The sequence below is a fragment of the Bradyrhizobium sp. AZCC 1610 genome (assembly GCF_036924515.1).
Classification (GTDB): domain Bacteria; phylum Pseudomonadota; class Alphaproteobacteria; order Rhizobiales; family Xanthobacteraceae; genus Bradyrhizobium.
Genome location: NZ_JAZHRR010000001.1, coordinates 2,691,755 through 2,707,502 on the forward strand (window position 1 = coordinate 2,691,755; position 15,748 = coordinate 2,707,502).

Sequence of the window (15,748 nt, forward strand, 5' to 3'; positions counted from 1 at the left end):
CGAGCGATTGGTCGGCGGCTGACGAGGCTGCCGATTGCTTTTACCGCTGCGGGGTTCCATACAGCTTCCCATGACCGAGCCGTTATTGGGGCGCAGCATCGATCGCCTCGAAGACGAGCGCTTCGTGCGGGGCCGCGGGCGCTACATCGCCGATCTCTTGGCGTCCAACGCGCTTCATGGCGTCGTCGTCCGCTCGCCGCATGCGCATGCGCGGATCGCAGCGATCAGCATCGATGCGGCGCGCAAGATGCGCGGCGTCGCCGCTGTGCTCACGGGAGCCGAACTGGCATCCGACAATATCGGCCCGCTGCCGTGCGTGGTGACCGGTATCCCGATGACAACGCCGCTCGTGGTGCCGCCCTGTCACGCGCTGGCGCGCGACGCCGTTCGTTATGTCGGCGAGCCGGTCGCGTTCGTGGTCGCGGATAGCGCCGAAGCCGCGCGCGATGCCGCCGAGGCCATCGTCGTCGACTATGCGTCGCTGCCGCCGGTCGTCTCGATCGCAGATGCCATTCTGCCGGGCGCCGCGCCGATCTGGCCGGAGGCTAGAGGCAATATCGCGTTCCGGTTCAATCGTGGCGAGATCGGTCCGGTGGAAGCGGCGATCCGCGCCGCCGCCCATGTCGTGGAATGCGAGCTGGTCAACAACCGCGTCGTCGCCGCGCCGCTGGAGACGCGCGGCGCGGTAGGGGAGTTCGATGTCGCCAGCGGCCGTCTGCATCTGATCGCCTCGGCCGCCGGCGCGCACGCGATCCGCGACCTGCTCGCCGACGATGTCTTTCGCATCGGCAGAGACAAACTTCGCGTCAGCATTCCCGACGTCGGCGGCGGCTTCGGGATGAAGAACGTTCTCTATCCGGAATGGGTGCTGGTGCTCTGGGCGGCGCGCCGCCTCGGCCGCCCGGTCACGTGGATCGGGGATCGCAGCGAGGATTTCACCGGCTCCGTCCATGGCCGCGACAGCCTCGTCCGCGCCCGCCTTGCGCTCGACCGCGATGGCCGCTTCCTGGCGCTCGACACCAAAGTCCTCGCCAATCTGGGCGCCTATGTCTCGACGCTGGCGGCGGGCGTGCCGACCAGGGCGATGGCGAGCGCGATGGGCGGCGTCTACGACATTCCGCTGATCGCATTTGAGACGAGCGGCGTGTTCACCAATACGACGCCGATCGACGCCTATCGCGGCGCCGGCAAGCCCGAGGCGAATTATCTGATCGAGCGCTGCATCGATATTGCAGCTCACCAGCTCGGGATGGATGCGCTGAAGCTGCGGCGCAAGAACATCTTTCGCCGTTTTCCCCATTCAAGCGCGATGGGGCTTATCGTCGAGCAGGGCAGCTTTGCGCACGCGATCGATCACGCGGTCAAGGCCGCGGCAGGATTCGATGCGCGCCGGCGAAGCTCGCGCAAGCGGGGCAAGCTGCGCGGCTTGGGCTACGCCTGCTTTCTCGAAACGTCGCGCGGCCAGCCCAATGAGGTGGCGGAGGTGTGTCTCGGCAAGGACGGCCTGATCGATCTGAAGGTCGGCACGCATTCCAGCGGCCAGGGCCACGAGACCACGTTCGCCCAGATCGCGGCCGATGCGTTCGGCCTGCCGCTCGAGCGCTTCCGGTTTCGGCAGGGCGATACGGATGATCTCGACTCCGGCGGCGGGCATGGCGGGGCGCGCTCCATGCATCAGGGCGGCACCGCGCTGCTGATGGCGGCCGAAGGCCTGATCGAGAATGCGCGGCGGCTTGCCGCCCGCCTGCTGCAAGCCAGTGTCGATGCCGTCAGCTATGAAGCCGGCATGCTGCGCGTGGCCGCGACCGGGCAGGAGATCAGCCTCGACGAGGTGGCGCGCGCCTCCTACCAGACGCCCGGCGACGATGTCGCGCCCGGCCTTGCGCACAAGGCGACCCACCTGTGCGACCGCTATACCTTCCCCAATGGCTGCCATATTGCCGAAGTCGAGATCGACCCCGAGACCGGGGAAGTCAGGCTCGATCGCTATGTGATTTTCGACGACTATGGTCGCCTGCTCGATCCTCGCCTGACGCTGGGACAGGTGCATGGCGGCGTCGCGCAAGGCATCGGCCAGGCGTTGTTCGAGCACGCGCTGTTCGATGCGGAGACCGGGCAGATCCTCTCGGGCTCGCTGATGGATTATGCGCTGCCGCGCGCGGACGATCTTCCCGCGTTCGAGGGTAGCCTGACGGGCGACTTTCCAAGCCGCGCCAACCGGCTGGGGGTGAAGGGAAGCGGTCAGGCCGGCGCCATCGCCGCACCCGCCACCATCATGAACGCCGTGATGAACGCACTGACGCCGCTCGGCGTGCGGCATCTCGATATGCCCGCTACGCCCTCCCGCATCTGGCGCGCGATCCGGTCGGCCGGCTCGCAAACGCCTGGACAGGACTAAGGCCGCCGCGGCGCGCTGGTGCGCTTGCTCCGCCGGCCGCTTCCTTTCGCGGGCCAGCGCCCTTCGTTGACGGCCGCGCGGACGATCTCGACCACGGTCCTGCGAACCTCGAGGAACGCCTTGGTCTGCGGCCGGTCTGCAAGCGAAACCAGGGCGCACGAACGCGTCAGCGGCGGATCGATGATGCGCCGTGCGTGATATTTCGCCGCCGCCAGGTCGGAGAGGACGGTTGCGCGGGAGAGGATCGCGCATCCCAGTCCAGCCTCGATCGCCATTCGCAATGCCGACAATGAATCGACTTCGAGCGTTTCGCTCGGAGTGATTTGATTACGAAGAACCTGGGTCTGGATGATGGCCCGCGATGCCGGCATCGGCGTCAGCCCAACCACGCTTCGTTGCGGAATGGCAGAGAACGCGATCGGGCCGGATGATCGGCCGATCAGGCTCGGATGCCCGACGAGATAGAGCTCTTCGTCGTGCAGTAACTCGACGTCCAGGCGAGCATCCCGCGGTGGATTATAGGCGAGCGCGAGATCGACCGTGCCTGAGAAGATGCGCTCGATCAGCGCCGGCGACAGCGCCTCGACGACCGTCAGATATACGCCCGGAGAGTTCTTTCGCACCGCCTTCATGACATCGAGGGCGACCATGGCGATCGCGGTATGGCTGAGGCCGAGGCTAACCGGACCGGTTGCGGCCTCGTTATAGGTCCGGACATCCTCTTCCGCCTTGCCGAGCGCCGAAAGCACGGCGCTGGCATGCTCGTAGAGCCGCCGGCCGGCCGCGGTCAGCGCGATCCCGCGCGGCCTTCGTTCGAGCAACTTGACGCCCAGATCCGTTTCGAGTGCGGCGACGTGATGGCTCAACGCCGACTGGGCGACGTTGAGCGTCTCCGCCGCCCGCGACAGCACGCCGGCGTCGGCGATGGCGATGAAATACCTGAGCTGCCGCAATCCGAGCGCCATTGAAATCGCTCCTGCCATCTAATTATCAGAATAGAATGATCTTCATATTATATTTGTCAGATGTCTATGCACGCGGCAAGCTGCCGTCACAAGTAATAACGACAACCCCGGAGGAGCGCCGGCGCATGGACCTGCCGAGCAGCGTCGTCATCAGCGAGGAGGGACCCCGCGAAGGCTTTCAGATCGAGACCGGTCCGATCGCGACGGCGGACAAGATCGCGTTGATCGACGCGCTCTCCGCGTGCGGCCTCCGTCGGATCCAGGTCGCTTCTTTCGTCAATCCCAAGCACGTTCCGGGGTGGGCCGATGCCGAGGCCGTCATGGAAGGCTTCACGGCGCGGGAAGGCGTCGAATACTCGGCGGTGTGGTTCAATGAGGCCGGGATGCTGCGCGCGTTGGCGTTCAAGCAGAAACTTGCCCTTGCCGGATTCATTTCACTGAGCGCCTCCGAACCGTTTGCGATCAGGAACCTCAATCGCGACCGTGCCGGACAGATCGAGGCGATGCGCAGATATGTGCGCGTGCATCGGGAAGCCGGCGTGTCGATTAGCAAGATCATCGTCATGGCCGCCTTCGGCTGCAACTTCGCTGGAGACATCTCGCCGGCAAAAGTCGTCGAGACGGTTGCGGACGCGCGCGCCGTCGCGCGCGAAGCCGGCGTGGCGGTGCAGGACGTCACGTTGGCAGACTCCATGGGCTGGGCCACGCCCCGGCGCGTCGCGGATGCCGTCGGCGCCGTTCGGGACCGCTTCGACGATGTGCGGATCGCGCTTCATCTTCACGACACGCGCGGGCAGGGCATCGCCTGTGCCTATGAGGGCCTGCGGCTCGGCGTCACGGCTTTCGATGCCGCGGTGGCAGGGCTCGGCGGGTGCCCGTTTGCCGGCCAGCCAGGGGCGCCAGGCAACATCGCCACCGAAGAACTTGCGCTGCTCTGCGAGGAAATGGGTATCTCCACGGGCCTGAATATCGAGGCGCTGATCGAGGCCGGGCGGCTTGCCGAGCGGATCGTCGGACACAGACTGCCGAGCGCTGCATTGCGATCGGGAACGCTCGCCGCATTCAGGAGACGGGCTGCATGACGACTTCCTCCAGACCGCTCGCGGGGCTGAAGGTGCTCGATTTCGGTCACACCATCATGGGGCCGTGCGCCGGCGTCGTATTTGCCGATCTCGGCGCCGACGTGGTGAAGATCGAGCCGGCCGACGGCGATCCGACCAGGCGGTTGCCGGGCTTCGCCGCCGGATTTTTCGCGACCTACAACCGCAACAAGCGCTCGATCGCGATCGACCTGAAGCGGCCCGAAGGACAGGCGATCGTGCATCGGCTCGTGAAGGATGCCGATGTCGTGCTGGAGAATTTCGGCCCGGGAACCATCGAACGGCTGAAGTGCAGTTGGGAGGATCTGCGCAAGATCAACCCGCGCCTCGTCTACCTCTCGATGAAAGGTTTCCTCAAAGGTCCGTACGAGAACCGCGGCGCGCTCGACGAGGTGGTGCAGATGCAGTCCGGCCTCGCCTATATGACCGGGCCGCCGGGCCGGCCGTTGCGCGCCGGAGCACCTGTCATCGACATTCTCGGCGGCGTGTTCGGCGTGGTGGCCGCGCTATCAGCGCTTCGCGAGCGCGACGCCACCGGCATCGGGCAGAAGGTTGCGAGTTCGCTGTTTGAAAGCGCGACGTTCATGCTCGGCGCGATCGTCGTGGGTAGTGCCGTGACCGGCGGACCGATGCCGCCGATGCCGGCCCGCAAGAATGCCTGGGGCGTGTACGACGTTTTCACCGCTTCCGATGGCGGCCAGGTCTTCATCGGCTGCACGTCGGATGGGCACTGGCAACGCTTCTGCGAAATTTTTGGGTTCGACGACTGGCGCGACGATCCGCGGTTTGCAGGTAACGCCAATCGTTGCGAGGCACGCGAGTGGATGCTGCCCGAATTGGAGCGGCGGATCACGCAATTGCCGCTCGATGAAATCCTTCAAAAGTGCGAGGCGGCGCGGGTGGCCTATTCGCGCGTCGGACGGCCCGATGAATTGTCGATCGATCCGCATCTGCTTGCCCATGGCGGCCTGCTTGCGACAGCCGTTTCCGGGCTGGGCGGCGGACCGCTGGTCGGAATCCCAGCACTTCCGATGGAGTTCGGCGACGGGCGCGAACGCGCAGGTCTCGACCGCCAGCCGCCGAAGGTTGGCGAGCACGCGCGCGAGATTCTGAGCGCAGCCGGATATTCGGAGCACGAAATTCTCGAACTGCGCGCGGCGGGCGTATTGGGCGAGGCTGCGAGCGTGCCCGCATAGAAGTGAAGACGAAGCGAACAAGAGCGGTCCAACCGCCTCGCGTGATGCAACATGGTCAGGGAGGAAGCGGAGTATGATTTCCGGCAAACTGGTTCGAGCGAAAGCTTGCATCCTCGGTGTGGCGACCGCGGCTCTTGCGCTGAGCGCAATCGCGTTGCCTGCAAAGGCGCAACCATATCCATCGCGGTCGATCACGATGCTGGTCGGCTATTCCGCGGGCGGGCAGGCCGACGCTCTGGCCCGGATCGTGGGTAAGCAACTCGGCGAGAACCTCAAAGTATCCGTCGTAATCGAAAACAAGACGGGGGCGAACGGCATGATTGCGGCCCAAGCGGCCGCGCGCGCCGAGCCTGACGGATACTCCATCCTCATGGTGACCGATGCAATGGTCACCATCGACCCGCACCTCGCCACCAGCAATCACTTCGACCTTTCGAAGGCCATGGAGCCGGTCGTCAGCGTCGCATGGTCGCCGCTGCTGCTTGCCGCGGCCAACAATGTGCCGGCCAATTCGGTGGCCGAACTCGTCGCGCTGGGCAAGCAAAAGACGCAGAATTTGAGCTTTGGGAGTTCGGGCAGCTCGACGCCGCACCGCCTCGCCGGCGAGATGCTGCAGAAGTACGGCGGCTTCACCATGACCCACATCCCCTACAAGGGAACAGCGGCTTCAGTGAACGATCTCCTCGGCGGGCAGATACCGCTGCTGTTCGGCGCACCGACGGCGGTGGAGCCGCTGGCGACGGCGGGCAAGATCAAGGTGCTCGGCGTCACGTCCGAGAAACGATTCCCGTTGCTGCCCAACGTGCCGGCGATCAGCGAAACTTTTCCGCAGTTCAAGATCATCAGCTATATCGGGTTCATGCTCCCAAGGAACACGCCCAGACCGGTGATCGCTACCTTGAACAAGGAAGTGAACCAGATACTTGCAACGGACACGATGCGCGCCTGGCTGGACAAGCAGGGCATGGTCGCCGTCGGTGGCATGCCTGATGATTTCAGGCGCCAGATCGAGGTCGACTATCAGGCGCGGGGTGAACTCGTCCGAGCTCTCGGCATCACCGCCGAGTGAGCGAGGCAAGCGCCTCGTCGGGTCCGTCGCCATCGTCGCCTCAAGCGCTCTTTGGTTTCTTCCGGGAAGCCCGCGCCGAAACGTTCAGTGCCGCGGCCTCGCGGATGAGCGCCTTCAACGCCTTCTCATCGATCTTGTCACCCTGATGGAAGTCGATGGCGCGCCTGGTGTTGCCTTCGAGGCTGGAGTTGAAGAGGTCTGTTGGGTCGTCCAGCGAGGCGCCCTTGGCGAAGGTCATCTTCACGACCGCCTTGTAGGTCTCGCCGGTGCAGATGATGCCGTCGTGCTCCCACACCGGAACGCCGCGCCACTTCCACTCCTCGACCACTTCGGGGTCGGCCTGCTTGATGATGCTCCTGATACGCGCGAGCATCTCGCCGCGCCAATCACCCAGCTCCTTGATTCTTGCATCGATCTGCTGAGAGGGAGAGCCTCCTGCTTTTGCTTCGCTCGCGCCGCTCTTCTTCATGCTTGTCGCTTTCTTCATGGCTGTCGCCGTTCCGCTCACAATCGTTCGCCGGGCAATTGGCTAACTTGTTTCACCCAGGCGACGAACTGAGCTTCGTCGAGGTCGTCCTCGTAAATGTCGAGGTAACGCACTTCCTTATGCTTGGACTCGCCGGGCGGAATAGGACGCAGCGATGTGCCACGAAAGAAAGTCACTTTGACGTATTTCGTGAAGCAGTGAAAGCCGAGGAACCAGCCTTGGCCTTCAACGCCATAGAACGGCGTGTTCCATTTGACTGCCTTGTGCACACCGGGGACGGTGCGCACGATCAGAGCATCGAGGTGGCGCCCGACGTCGCGTTTCCAGCCCGGCATGGCCGCGATGTAGGCCTGCACGGGGGCGTCGCCGTATCCCTTCGCGATCTGGGGATTGCCGCCCGAGAGCAGGGCGGGCTTTGCGGCAGTCTGCTTGGCGGCGGCCTTCTTTGCGGCCTTGGCCGGCCTTCTCGACGTCGTTTGCGCCATTGTGTTCGCTCCTGTCGCCGATACGTCAGCCGCTGCGCCATTTGGCGGCGTAGGGCAGGACGAACATGTAGAGGCCAGTGAACATTAGTAAAAAGAGCGGCGGCAATGGGGAGTATACCACCCACGGGGAAGGCTCCCCCAATCCCATGGCAATGAAATTGGCAACGACGGTCACCGTGAAAGCAATCGACAGCCAGCGGTGAATTTGCCGAATCCACATGTTCCAGTTCCTCCTTTGCAGACTTTGTAGACGAGCCGGAGCGTAACGCGGCGGTTCACTCCGTCCGCGCCACGAGCTCTTCCAGCTTCGCGAAGAATTGCTGCCATCCGGCGTGGGCGCCGCCAAAGGCCTGCTTCTGATCCGGCCGGAAGCCCGACTGCTCCATGCGCAGGAGGGTGCCCGTGCGCGTTGGCGTGAGCGTAAACGTCACCACGCTCTGCAGGTTGAAGGCCGCATCCTCGTGCTTGAAATTCCAAGTGTAGGACAGTTCCTTGTTCGGCTCGATGGCGAGCACCTCGCAGTCCATCACGCCGCCCCATTCGCCGCGAAGATTGAAACGGTGACCCACGGCAGGCTTGAAGTCGTTCTTCATCAGCCATTCCTCCATCAGGTGTGGTTGCGTGAGCGCGCGCCAGAGCTTTTCCGGCGGATGCGGCATCTCGCGTTCGACGACGACGGTGCGCGTTTCAGTCGCTGTATTGGTCATTGGTCCATCCGTTTGAGCAGGTCTTCGAGGTGGTCGAATCGGTTTTGCCAGAAGCCGTGCATCTGGCTCGTCCAGTCGATCAGCGGGGCGAGGGCGCTGAGCTGGGCGCTATAGTGCGTCTGTCGGCCTTCGTGGCGGTCGCGTACCAGCCCAGCCTGCTTGAGAACGCCGAGATGTTTTGAGACGGCCGGTTGCGAGATCCCGGCCCGCGCCGTCAGGGCCCCCACCGTCTGCTCTCCTTCGCGGCACAGCCGCTCGAAGATCGTCCGGCGGGTAGGATCGGCGAGGGTTCTGAACAGCACGTCGTGAGCGTTCGGCATCTGAGATCGATAACCTCTGGGTTATTGATCGACGCATAACCACTGAGATATGGGTTCGTCAAGCGATAAGGCGGGCCAACGACAGAACTCCATAAAGGGAACCAGCGGTTCCCCCAGCTTACTATATCCCGCTGGTTATGCATCGACGTCTGGTCCCGCGACCGCCCGCGAAGCAGAACTGTAGACGCGAACGCCGACGAGATGATCGTTGGCTCGTTGTCGAAGACGGGCGGCATGACCATGTACAAACTGGGAGGTGAGGCTCATGGAAGATGCTGGCCGTCAGGCCCATTGGGAGAACGTCTACACGACGAAGGGCGAGAACGAGGTCAGCTGGTTTCAGCAAAGCCCGGCGCCTTCGCTCGAATTGATCGTGCAGGCGGGCACCACCCACGCGTCAGCGATTATCGACATCGGCGGCGGCGCTTCGCGGCTGGTCGACAATCTCGTTGAGCAAGGGTTTGAGGATGTTACCGTGCTCGATCTGTCGGGCGCGGCGCTGGCTGCCGCCAAAAGCCGCCTTGAGAGCCGCCTTGGCGCCGGCGCCGAACGGGTTAGCTGGATTGTCGCGGACGCCACCACCTGGGAGCCGGCCAGGCCCTATGACATCTGGCACGACCGGGCGGCGTTCCATTTTCTCACCGACGCAAGCGATCGCGCGGCCTATATCGCCCGCCTCGAGCGGGGCCTGAAAATCGGCGGGCACGCCATCATCGCCACCTTCGCGCCCGATGGCCCCGAAAAGTGCAGCGGCCTGCCGGTCGCGCGTTACGACAGTGCGAGTCTCGGACGGACGCTCGGCGCCACGTTCAAGCTCGTCCACACCCAACGGCACGAGCACGCAACGCCTTGGGACTCCCGGCAGAACTTCCAGTTCAGCGTATTCAGGCGCGACGGCTGATTCGGATCGGCGATCGCCGCGTTAGTGCGCCATGCCGCGTGCCACTTCGTAACAGGCCTCCATGCAGCGGCGGCAGCTTTCCGCGCAGATGCGGCAATGTTCATGCATGGCGGCGTGCGTCTGGCACTCCTCCGCGCAAAGCCGGCAGGCGGCGGCGCATACGCTGAGCATGCGGCGCATCACTTCGTCATCGGAACCTGTCCGGCGGGTCATGATGCGGCCGGTGATGTTGCAGATGTCGGCGCAATCCAGATCCAGGCGGATGCATTGGGTCAGCTCCTGCACCATGCGCTCCGACAGGCAGGCGTCGGCACAGGAGGTGCAGGTCTGTGCGCAGGAGTAGCATTCCTCGATGCAGCGGATCAGGGCGTCGTTGATCTGGCCCTGGACGGCCGGGTGGGTACCGATCATTTCGCGGGCGTGCATGGTGAGCTCCTTGCTTGAAGGTTGGCCGCAAACGGGGCGTCCGCTATTCCAAGCCGCGGCCAGCGAAAATGTTCTGGCCTCCGGCAAGAATGAATGCCGGCGGGGCCTGGATGGGCCGGTCGATCCAACGCAATGCGGCGCAGCCCGATCGGATTATGTTAACGAAACCCGCGGTTTCGTGATGGAACTTGGCTTCCCATCATGGGCCGGATTGTGCAAAGTTGCCCCCGTGAAACGCTCGATCCACCTTTGCCGGCTGCTGGCGGTCCTTTTGATCGCAGGCCTCGTATTTGCCCCGCTCGCGGCGCGGGCGAACGTGGATTCAATGGCATCGATGACCATGGCCACCATGGCCGGCGACGCAGCGGCCATGTCCGACGACATGCCGTGCTGCCCGGACAAATCGGCGCCTGTCGATTGCGGCCAGTGCCCGTTGATGGCGCTCTGCGTGTCGACGACGTTGCAGGCGCCGCTGCCGGCCGGCGTTGCCGAATTCCAGCCGGTCATTCTGCGAATGCTGCGTCCCGGCAGCGATCCCGAGGTGGAAAGCCTCGGCTATTCACCCCCTCCTAGACCGCCCCGATCTCTGGACCTTTTGGCGTAACGCCAAAATCGCGCGGCGCTTCGTGGCGTCCGCTTGATGCTGCCATGGCAGCTAACCAGAGATCGAGTTATCAACATGAAGTTCAATCAGTTTTTGCGCAGCCTGCGGGTCGCGCTGATCGGCGCTGCCTTGACGTGCGGCCCGACCGTCGCGTTCGCGGATATCAAGAATTACGAGTTCAAACTCGTCGAACCGACCGTGAAGACCGGTCCCGACAAACCCATCGCCGTGAAGCTCGTCGACAAGACCACAGGCAAGCCCGTTCCGAACGCGGTGATTTTCGCGACGCGGCTGGATATGGCCCCGGATGGAATGCAGGAGATGGCCACCAAGCTTACCCCGGTGCCAGGAACAGAACCAGGCACCTATGGCTTCAAGGCCAATTTCAGCATGGCCGGTCGGTGGCAATTGTCACTCGCCGCCAAGGTGCAGGGTGAACCCGGCACGGTCGAAAGCAAGCTCGTCATTCAGGCCGACCAATGAAACGGTCAGTCCTGATCGCCCTCGCGGCTGCCGCCATCGGGGCTGCGGCGGTGGCCGGCGTCGTCTCGCGTTCATTCATCTTGTCGAGCGGAGATTCCAAGCACGCTCATGTCGTCGCGCAGGCCGAACCGTCTGCTGCCGCGATCTATTATCAGGATCCGGATGGCAAGCCTTTCTATTCGCTGACGCCGAAGAAGACGCCTGATGGCCGCGACTACCGCGCCGTCCCTGCGGGCGCAGACGTAAGTTTCGACGATCCGGCGGAAGTGACGGCTGCACCGACTGCCGATCGCAAGATCAAATACTACCGCAATCCGATGGGCCTGCCGGACGTTTCGCCGACACCCAAGAAGGATTCGATGGGGATGGATTACATCCCCGTCCACGAGGGCGAGGACAGCGACGACGGATCGGTCAAAGTTTCGCCCGGAAAGATTCAGCGCACCGGCGTCAAATCGGAGCCGGCCGCCCTCCGTCCGATCCGGACGGTCGTGCGCGCGCCAGGTACGATCCAGCTCGACGAGCGCCGTGTCTCGGTCATCGCGATGCGCTCGGAAACCTACCTGCAATCGGTCGCCGACGTCACGACTGGTACCTTCGTCAAGAAGGGACAGCCCCTGATGCAGGTCTACAGTCCGGCAGTTTCCAGTGCGGCCGCCGAGTATGTGACGACATTGACGTCCAGGACTACGGCCGGCGAGCCCTCCTACGGACGCGGCTCGCGGCAACGGTTGATGAATCTCGACGTGCCCGACGCGGTGATCACCGCGATCGAACGGACGCGGATCGTTCCTGTGACCGTCGAGTGGTCGGCTCCGCGTGACGGCATCGTGCTGGAACGCAACGCGGTCCAGGGCATGCGAGCTCAACCAGGCGACGTACTCTTCCGCGTCGCCGATACGTCCGTGGTCTGGGCGATGATCGACGTAGCCGAGCGCGACCTCGGCGCGCTTGCGGTCGGACAGCCCGTCACCGTTCGGGCGCGCAGCTTCCCCACGCGGGACTTCTCCGGACAAATCTCGGTCATCTACCCCCAGGTCAACCGCGAGACACGGACAGCCCGCGTTCGGGTCGAACTCGACAATCCAGATCTCGCGTTGCTGCCGGACATGTACGTAGATGCCGACATCGATATTGGCGGCTCGGAGCCCGTTGTGTCGGTTCCCGACAGCTCGGTGCTTGATACGGGCGCTCGGCAGGTCGTCCTTGTCGACAAGGGCGAGGGCCGGTTCGAACCTCGCGACGTCAAGATCGGCCGTCGGGGAGGCGGGCTAATCGAAATCCGCAGCGGGGTGAAAGACGGCGAGCCCGTTGTCGTTGCGGCCAATTTTCTGATCGATGCGGAGAGTAACCTCAAGGCCGCTCTCAAGGGCTTTGCCGAGGGAGCGCAGCAATGATTGCCCGCTTGATCGCCTGGTCGGCGCGTAACCTGCTGCTGGTGCTGTTCGGCACCGGCTTCGCGGCCGCAGCGGGTATCTACGCGCTCGTCCATCTGCCGCTGGACGCCATCCCCGACCTCTCTGACACGCAGGTCATCGTGTACACGGAGTACCCCGGCCAGGCGCCCCAGGTCATCGAGGACCAGGTCACCTATCCCCTGACGACGGCGATGCTGACGGTACCGAAGTCGAAAGTGGTTCGCGGCTTCTCGTTCTTCGGCGTCTCGTTTGTCTACGTCATCTTCGAGGATGGTACCGACATCTATTGGGCGCGCTCGCGGGTGCTCGAATTCCTGAACGGCGCGACCTCACGCATTCCCGCCGGCGTGACGCCGACTATCGGCCCGGATGCGACCGGTGTCGGCTGGGTTTACCAATATGCTATCGTGTCGAAGGAGCTGAACCTTTCCGACACCCGCACGATTCAGGACTGGAATCTGAAGTTCGCGCTCGCCAAGGCCGAAGGCGTCGCGGAAGTGGCGAGCGTCGGCGGCTTCGTCAAGCAGTACAACGTGATCCTCGATCCGCAGCGCATGCGCGACCGCGGCATCACCATGCAGAAGATGCGCGAGGCGATCCGTGCCAGCAACGCTGACGTTGGCGGCCGCACCGTCGAGCTGTCCGAATTCGAATACGTCATCCGTGGCAAGGGCTACCTGAAGAGCATCAACGACCTCGGCAACGTCGTGCTGAAGGTTAGCAATGGCACGCCCGTCCTGGTGCGCGACGTGGCGAGAGTCGAGCTCGGCCCTGACGAGCGGCGCGGCATCACCGAACTCAACGGGGAAGGCGAGGTCGCGAGCGGCATCGTGCTGCAGCGCTTTGGCGTCAATGCGCTGGACGTGATTCAAAACGTCAAGAAGCGCTTTGCGGAAATCGCTTCCAGCCTGCCGAAATCGGTCGAGATCGTGCCGGTCTATGACCGCTCCAACCTGATCAATGCCGCCATCGACACGCTCAAGAACACGTTGCTGGAGGAATGCATCATCGTGGCGCTGGTGTGCATTGTGTTCCTGCTGCACGTCCGCAGCGCGCTGGTCGCCATCCTGATGCTGCCGGTCGGCGTGCTGATGGCCTTCGGTGCGATGAAACTGCTGGGGATTGGCTCCAACATCATGAGCCTCGGCGGCATTGCGATCGCGATCGGCGCCATGGTCGATGCCGCGATCGTCATGATCGAGAATGCCCACAAGCACTTGGAACGGGCGGAGCCCGGGAAGTCCCGAGTGACGATCCTGATCGAGGCGGCCGCGCAGGTCGGGCCGGCGTTGTTCTTCAGCCTCTTGATCATCACCGTATCGTTCATGCCGATCTTCACGCTGGAGCAGCAAGAAGGGCGGCTGTTCAGCCCGCTGGCCTTCACGAAGACCTTCGCCATGGCTGCCGCCGCGCTGCTCTCGGTGACGCTTGTGCCAGCGCTGATGGTGATCTTCGTCCGCGGCAGAATCGTTCCCGAGCACAAAAATCCGATCAACCGCTTCCTGATCTGGATCTATCGGCCCGTCATCAAGGGCGTCATGCGCGCCAAGATGCTGGTCATCCTGCTCGCGCTCGCAATTCTGGCCGTGAGCGTCTGGCCCGCGCGCCAGCTCGGCACCGAATTCATGCCGAATCTGAACGAGGGCACGCTACTCTACATGCCGACGACATTGCCGGGCATCTCGATCACCAAATCCGCTGAGCTGATGCAGACCCAGGATAGGATCATCCGGTCGTTTCCGGAAGTCGAATCCGTCTACGGCAAGGCAGGCCGCGCCGCGACCGCAACCGACCCGGCGCCATCGGAAATGTACGAGACCATCGTCAATCTCAAGCCGAAGCAGGAGTGGCGGGCCGGCGTGACGATCGACAGCCTGATCGCGGAGATGGACAAGGCATTGCAGTTTCCGGGCGTCTCCAACGCTTGGACCATGCCGATCAAGGCCCGGATCGACATGCTGTCGACCGGCATCCGCACCCCGATCGGGGTCAAGGTGATCGGCACCGATCTGGTCGAGATCGACAAGCTCGCCAAGCAGATCGAGCAGGTCCTGAAGGCTGTCCCTGGCACCTCGTCCGCCTACGCCGAGCGTGGCATCGGCGGCTATTATCTGGAGATCACGCCGGACCGCGAAGCGATGGCGCGCTACGGCATCATGGTCCAGGACGTCCAGGACACCATTGCAACGGCGCTTGGCGGGCAGACGGTCACGACGACAGTCGAGGGCCGCCAGCGCTTCTCAGTCAACATGCGCTACCCCCGGGATTTGCGCGACAATCCAAAGGCGATTGCAAGCGACGTGCTGGTGCCAATGCCGGCCGGCGGCGCCGTCCCGCTCGGCGAAGTCGCAAAGATCGCCCCCGCGCGCGGGCCGTCCTCGATCCGCACCGAGAACGGCCAGTTGGCGACCTACATCTATGTCGACATCCGCGACCGCGACCTCGGCGGCTACGTGGCCGACGCCCAACGGGCTGTGCAGTCCAGCATCCAGTTTCCACCCGGCTACTATGTGATGTGGAGCGGCCAGTACGAATATCTCGAACGCGCCACGGCAAGGCTGAAAATCGTCGTTCCCGCGACGCTGCTCATTATTTTCCTGCTCTTGTACCTCAATTTCCGGTCCGTCACCGAGACGATGATCGTGATGCTGTCGCTGCCGTTCGCGCTGGTCGGCGGGTTCTGGCTGATGTGGTGGCTCGGCTTCAATCTTTCGGTGGCGGTCGCAGTCGGCTTCATTGCGCTCGCCGGCGTAGCCGCCGAGACCGGTGTCGTGATGCTGATCTACCTGAACCAGGCGCTCGCCGAAATCAGGGCCCGCCGCGACGCCGAAAACCAGCCGCTGACGAAGCGTGATCTCTACGATGCCATCATGGAAGGCGCGGTGGAGCGGGTGCGGCCGAAGATGATGACGGTGGTGGCCATCATGGCCGGGCTGCTCCCGATCATGTGGAGCAGCGGCACCGGCTCGGAGATCATGCAGCGCATCGCGGTGCCGATGATTGGCGGCATGGTCTCCTCGACGCTGCTGACGCTGATCGTGATCCCCGCGATCTTCGGTCTGGTGAAGGGATTTGGGCTGAAGGATACGGACGATTCTGCCGGGGCCCCGCCGTCGATCGCTGTCGCACCTCGAAAAGTTCCCGAGCTTGCCCAATGAACAAAGTGGACAAGGAACTTCCTGGCCTCGG

The 15,748-nt window shown here is 63.8% G+C and carries 16 protein-coding genes; 9 read left to right on the top strand and 7 right to left on the bottom strand.

The genetic code is table 11. The features are described from left to right. Positions 1-70 precede the first annotated feature (70 nt). A complete protein-coding gene (locus V1279_RS12875) occupies positions 71-2,398 on the top strand; it encodes a xanthine dehydrogenase family protein molybdopterin-binding subunit (RefSeq protein WP_334436152.1) in 2,328 nt (775 codons plus the stop codon). On the opposite strand, the gene V1279_RS12880 is transcribed toward V1279_RS12875, so the two are convergent. Beyond that, a complete protein-coding gene (locus tag V1279_RS12880) occupies positions 2,395-3,363 on the bottom strand; it encodes a LysR family transcriptional regulator (RefSeq protein WP_334436154.1) in 969 nt (322 codons plus the stop codon). The two genes, V1279_RS12875 and V1279_RS12880, sit on opposite strands and share 4 nt — an antisense overlap. A gap of 125 nt (positions 3,364-3,488) precedes the next feature. On the opposite strand from V1279_RS12880, the gene V1279_RS12885 reads away from it, so the two are divergent. The 3 genes from V1279_RS12885 (at position 3,489) to V1279_RS12895 (ending at position 6,728) form a co-directional block, all read left to right on the top strand. Beyond that, positions 3,489-4,445, top strand: coding sequence for a hydroxymethylglutaryl-CoA lyase (locus V1279_RS12885; protein ID WP_334436156.1), 957 nt, complete (start codon positions 3,489-3,491; stop codon positions 4,443-4,445). Further along, positions 4,442-5,659, top strand: coding sequence for a CaiB/BaiF CoA transferase family protein (locus tag V1279_RS12890; RefSeq protein ID WP_334436158.1), 1,218 nt, complete (start codon positions 4,442-4,444; stop codon positions 5,657-5,659). The genes V1279_RS12885 and V1279_RS12890 overlap by 4 nt, the downstream gene beginning before the upstream one ends. Before the next feature lie 73 nt (positions 5,660-5,732). Further along, the gene (locus V1279_RS12895; RefSeq protein ID WP_334436160.1) at positions 5,733-6,728 is read left to right on the top strand and encodes a Bug family tripartite tricarboxylate transporter substrate binding protein; all 996 of its coding nucleotides are present in this window, start codon (positions 5,733-5,735) and stop codon (positions 6,726-6,728) included. A 40-nt stretch (positions 6,729-6,768) separates the two neighbouring features. Here the strand turns inward: V1279_RS12895 and V1279_RS12900 are convergent, their stop codons facing one another. From V1279_RS12900 to V1279_RS12920, 5 genes are read right to left on the bottom strand one after another with little or no spacing between them, the layout of a single operon-like run. After that, on the bottom strand, positions 6,769-7,215 hold the full coding sequence (locus tag V1279_RS12900; protein WP_334436163.1) for a DUF1801 domain-containing protein: 447 nt from the start codon (positions 7,213-7,215) through the stop codon (positions 6,769-6,771). 17 nt (positions 7,216-7,232) lie between these two features. After that, entirely contained in the window at positions 7,233-7,700 is a 468-nt protein-coding gene (locus V1279_RS12905; RefSeq protein ID WP_334436166.1) for a DUF1801 domain-containing protein, read from the bottom strand. Positions 7,701-7,725: 25 nt separating this feature from the next. After that, positions 7,726-7,920, bottom strand: coding sequence for a hypothetical protein (locus tag V1279_RS12910; protein WP_057851425.1), 195 nt, complete (start codon positions 7,918-7,920; stop codon positions 7,726-7,728). A gap of 55 nt (positions 7,921-7,975) precedes the next feature. Next, on the bottom strand, positions 7,976-8,407 hold the full coding sequence (locus tag V1279_RS12915; protein WP_334436169.1) for an SRPBCC family protein: 432 nt from the start codon (positions 8,405-8,407) through the stop codon (positions 7,976-7,978). Continuing rightward, positions 8,404-8,727 (bottom strand): ArsR/SmtB family transcription factor, encoded by a 324-nt coding sequence (locus V1279_RS12920; RefSeq protein ID WP_334436170.1) that lies wholly within the window; start codon positions 8,725-8,727, stop codon positions 8,404-8,406. Before V1279_RS12920 ends, V1279_RS12915 begins: the two co-directional genes overlap by 4 nt. Positions 8,728-8,992: 265 nt before the next feature. Here V1279_RS12920 and V1279_RS12925 point away from each other — a divergent pair, with 265 nt between their 5' ends. Then, a complete protein-coding gene (locus V1279_RS12925; RefSeq protein ID WP_334436172.1) occupies positions 8,993-9,628 on the top strand; it encodes a class I SAM-dependent methyltransferase in 636 nt (211 codons plus the stop codon). Positions 9,629-9,649: 21 nt separating this feature from the next. Here V1279_RS12925 and V1279_RS12930 read toward each other — a convergent pair whose 3' ends face one another. Continuing rightward, positions 9,650-10,054 carry a four-helix bundle copper-binding protein gene (locus tag V1279_RS12930; protein ID WP_334436175.1) on the bottom strand — a complete coding sequence of 135 codons (405 nt, stop codon included), beginning with the start codon at positions 10,052-10,054 and terminating at the stop codon, positions 9,650-9,652. A gap of 325 nt (positions 10,055-10,379) precedes the next feature. Between V1279_RS12930 and V1279_RS12935 the strand changes: the two genes are divergently transcribed. From V1279_RS12935 to V1279_RS12950, 4 genes are all read left to right on the top strand, one after another. Further along, positions 10,380-10,658 carry a hypothetical protein gene (locus V1279_RS12935; RefSeq protein ID WP_334436178.1) on the top strand — a complete coding sequence of 93 codons (279 nt, stop codon included), beginning with the start codon at positions 10,380-10,382 and terminating at the stop codon, positions 10,656-10,658. A 75-nt stretch (positions 10,659-10,733) separates the two neighbouring features. Next, positions 10,734-11,141: a FixH family protein gene (locus V1279_RS12940; protein WP_334436181.1), complete on the top strand. Its 408-nt coding sequence runs from the start codon at positions 10,734-10,736 to the stop codon at positions 11,139-11,141. After that, on the top strand, positions 11,138-12,538 hold the full coding sequence (locus V1279_RS12945) for an efflux RND transporter periplasmic adaptor subunit (protein ID WP_334436184.1): 1,401 nt from the start codon (positions 11,138-11,140) through the stop codon (positions 12,536-12,538). Before V1279_RS12940 ends, V1279_RS12945 begins: the two co-directional genes overlap by 4 nt. Next, the gene (locus tag V1279_RS12950; RefSeq protein WP_334436185.1) at positions 12,535-15,717 is read left to right on the top strand and encodes an efflux RND transporter permease subunit; all 3,183 of its coding nucleotides are present in this window, start codon (positions 12,535-12,537) and stop codon (positions 15,715-15,717) included. Before V1279_RS12945 ends, V1279_RS12950 begins: the two co-directional genes overlap by 4 nt. Positions 15,718-15,748 lie beyond the last annotated feature (31 nt).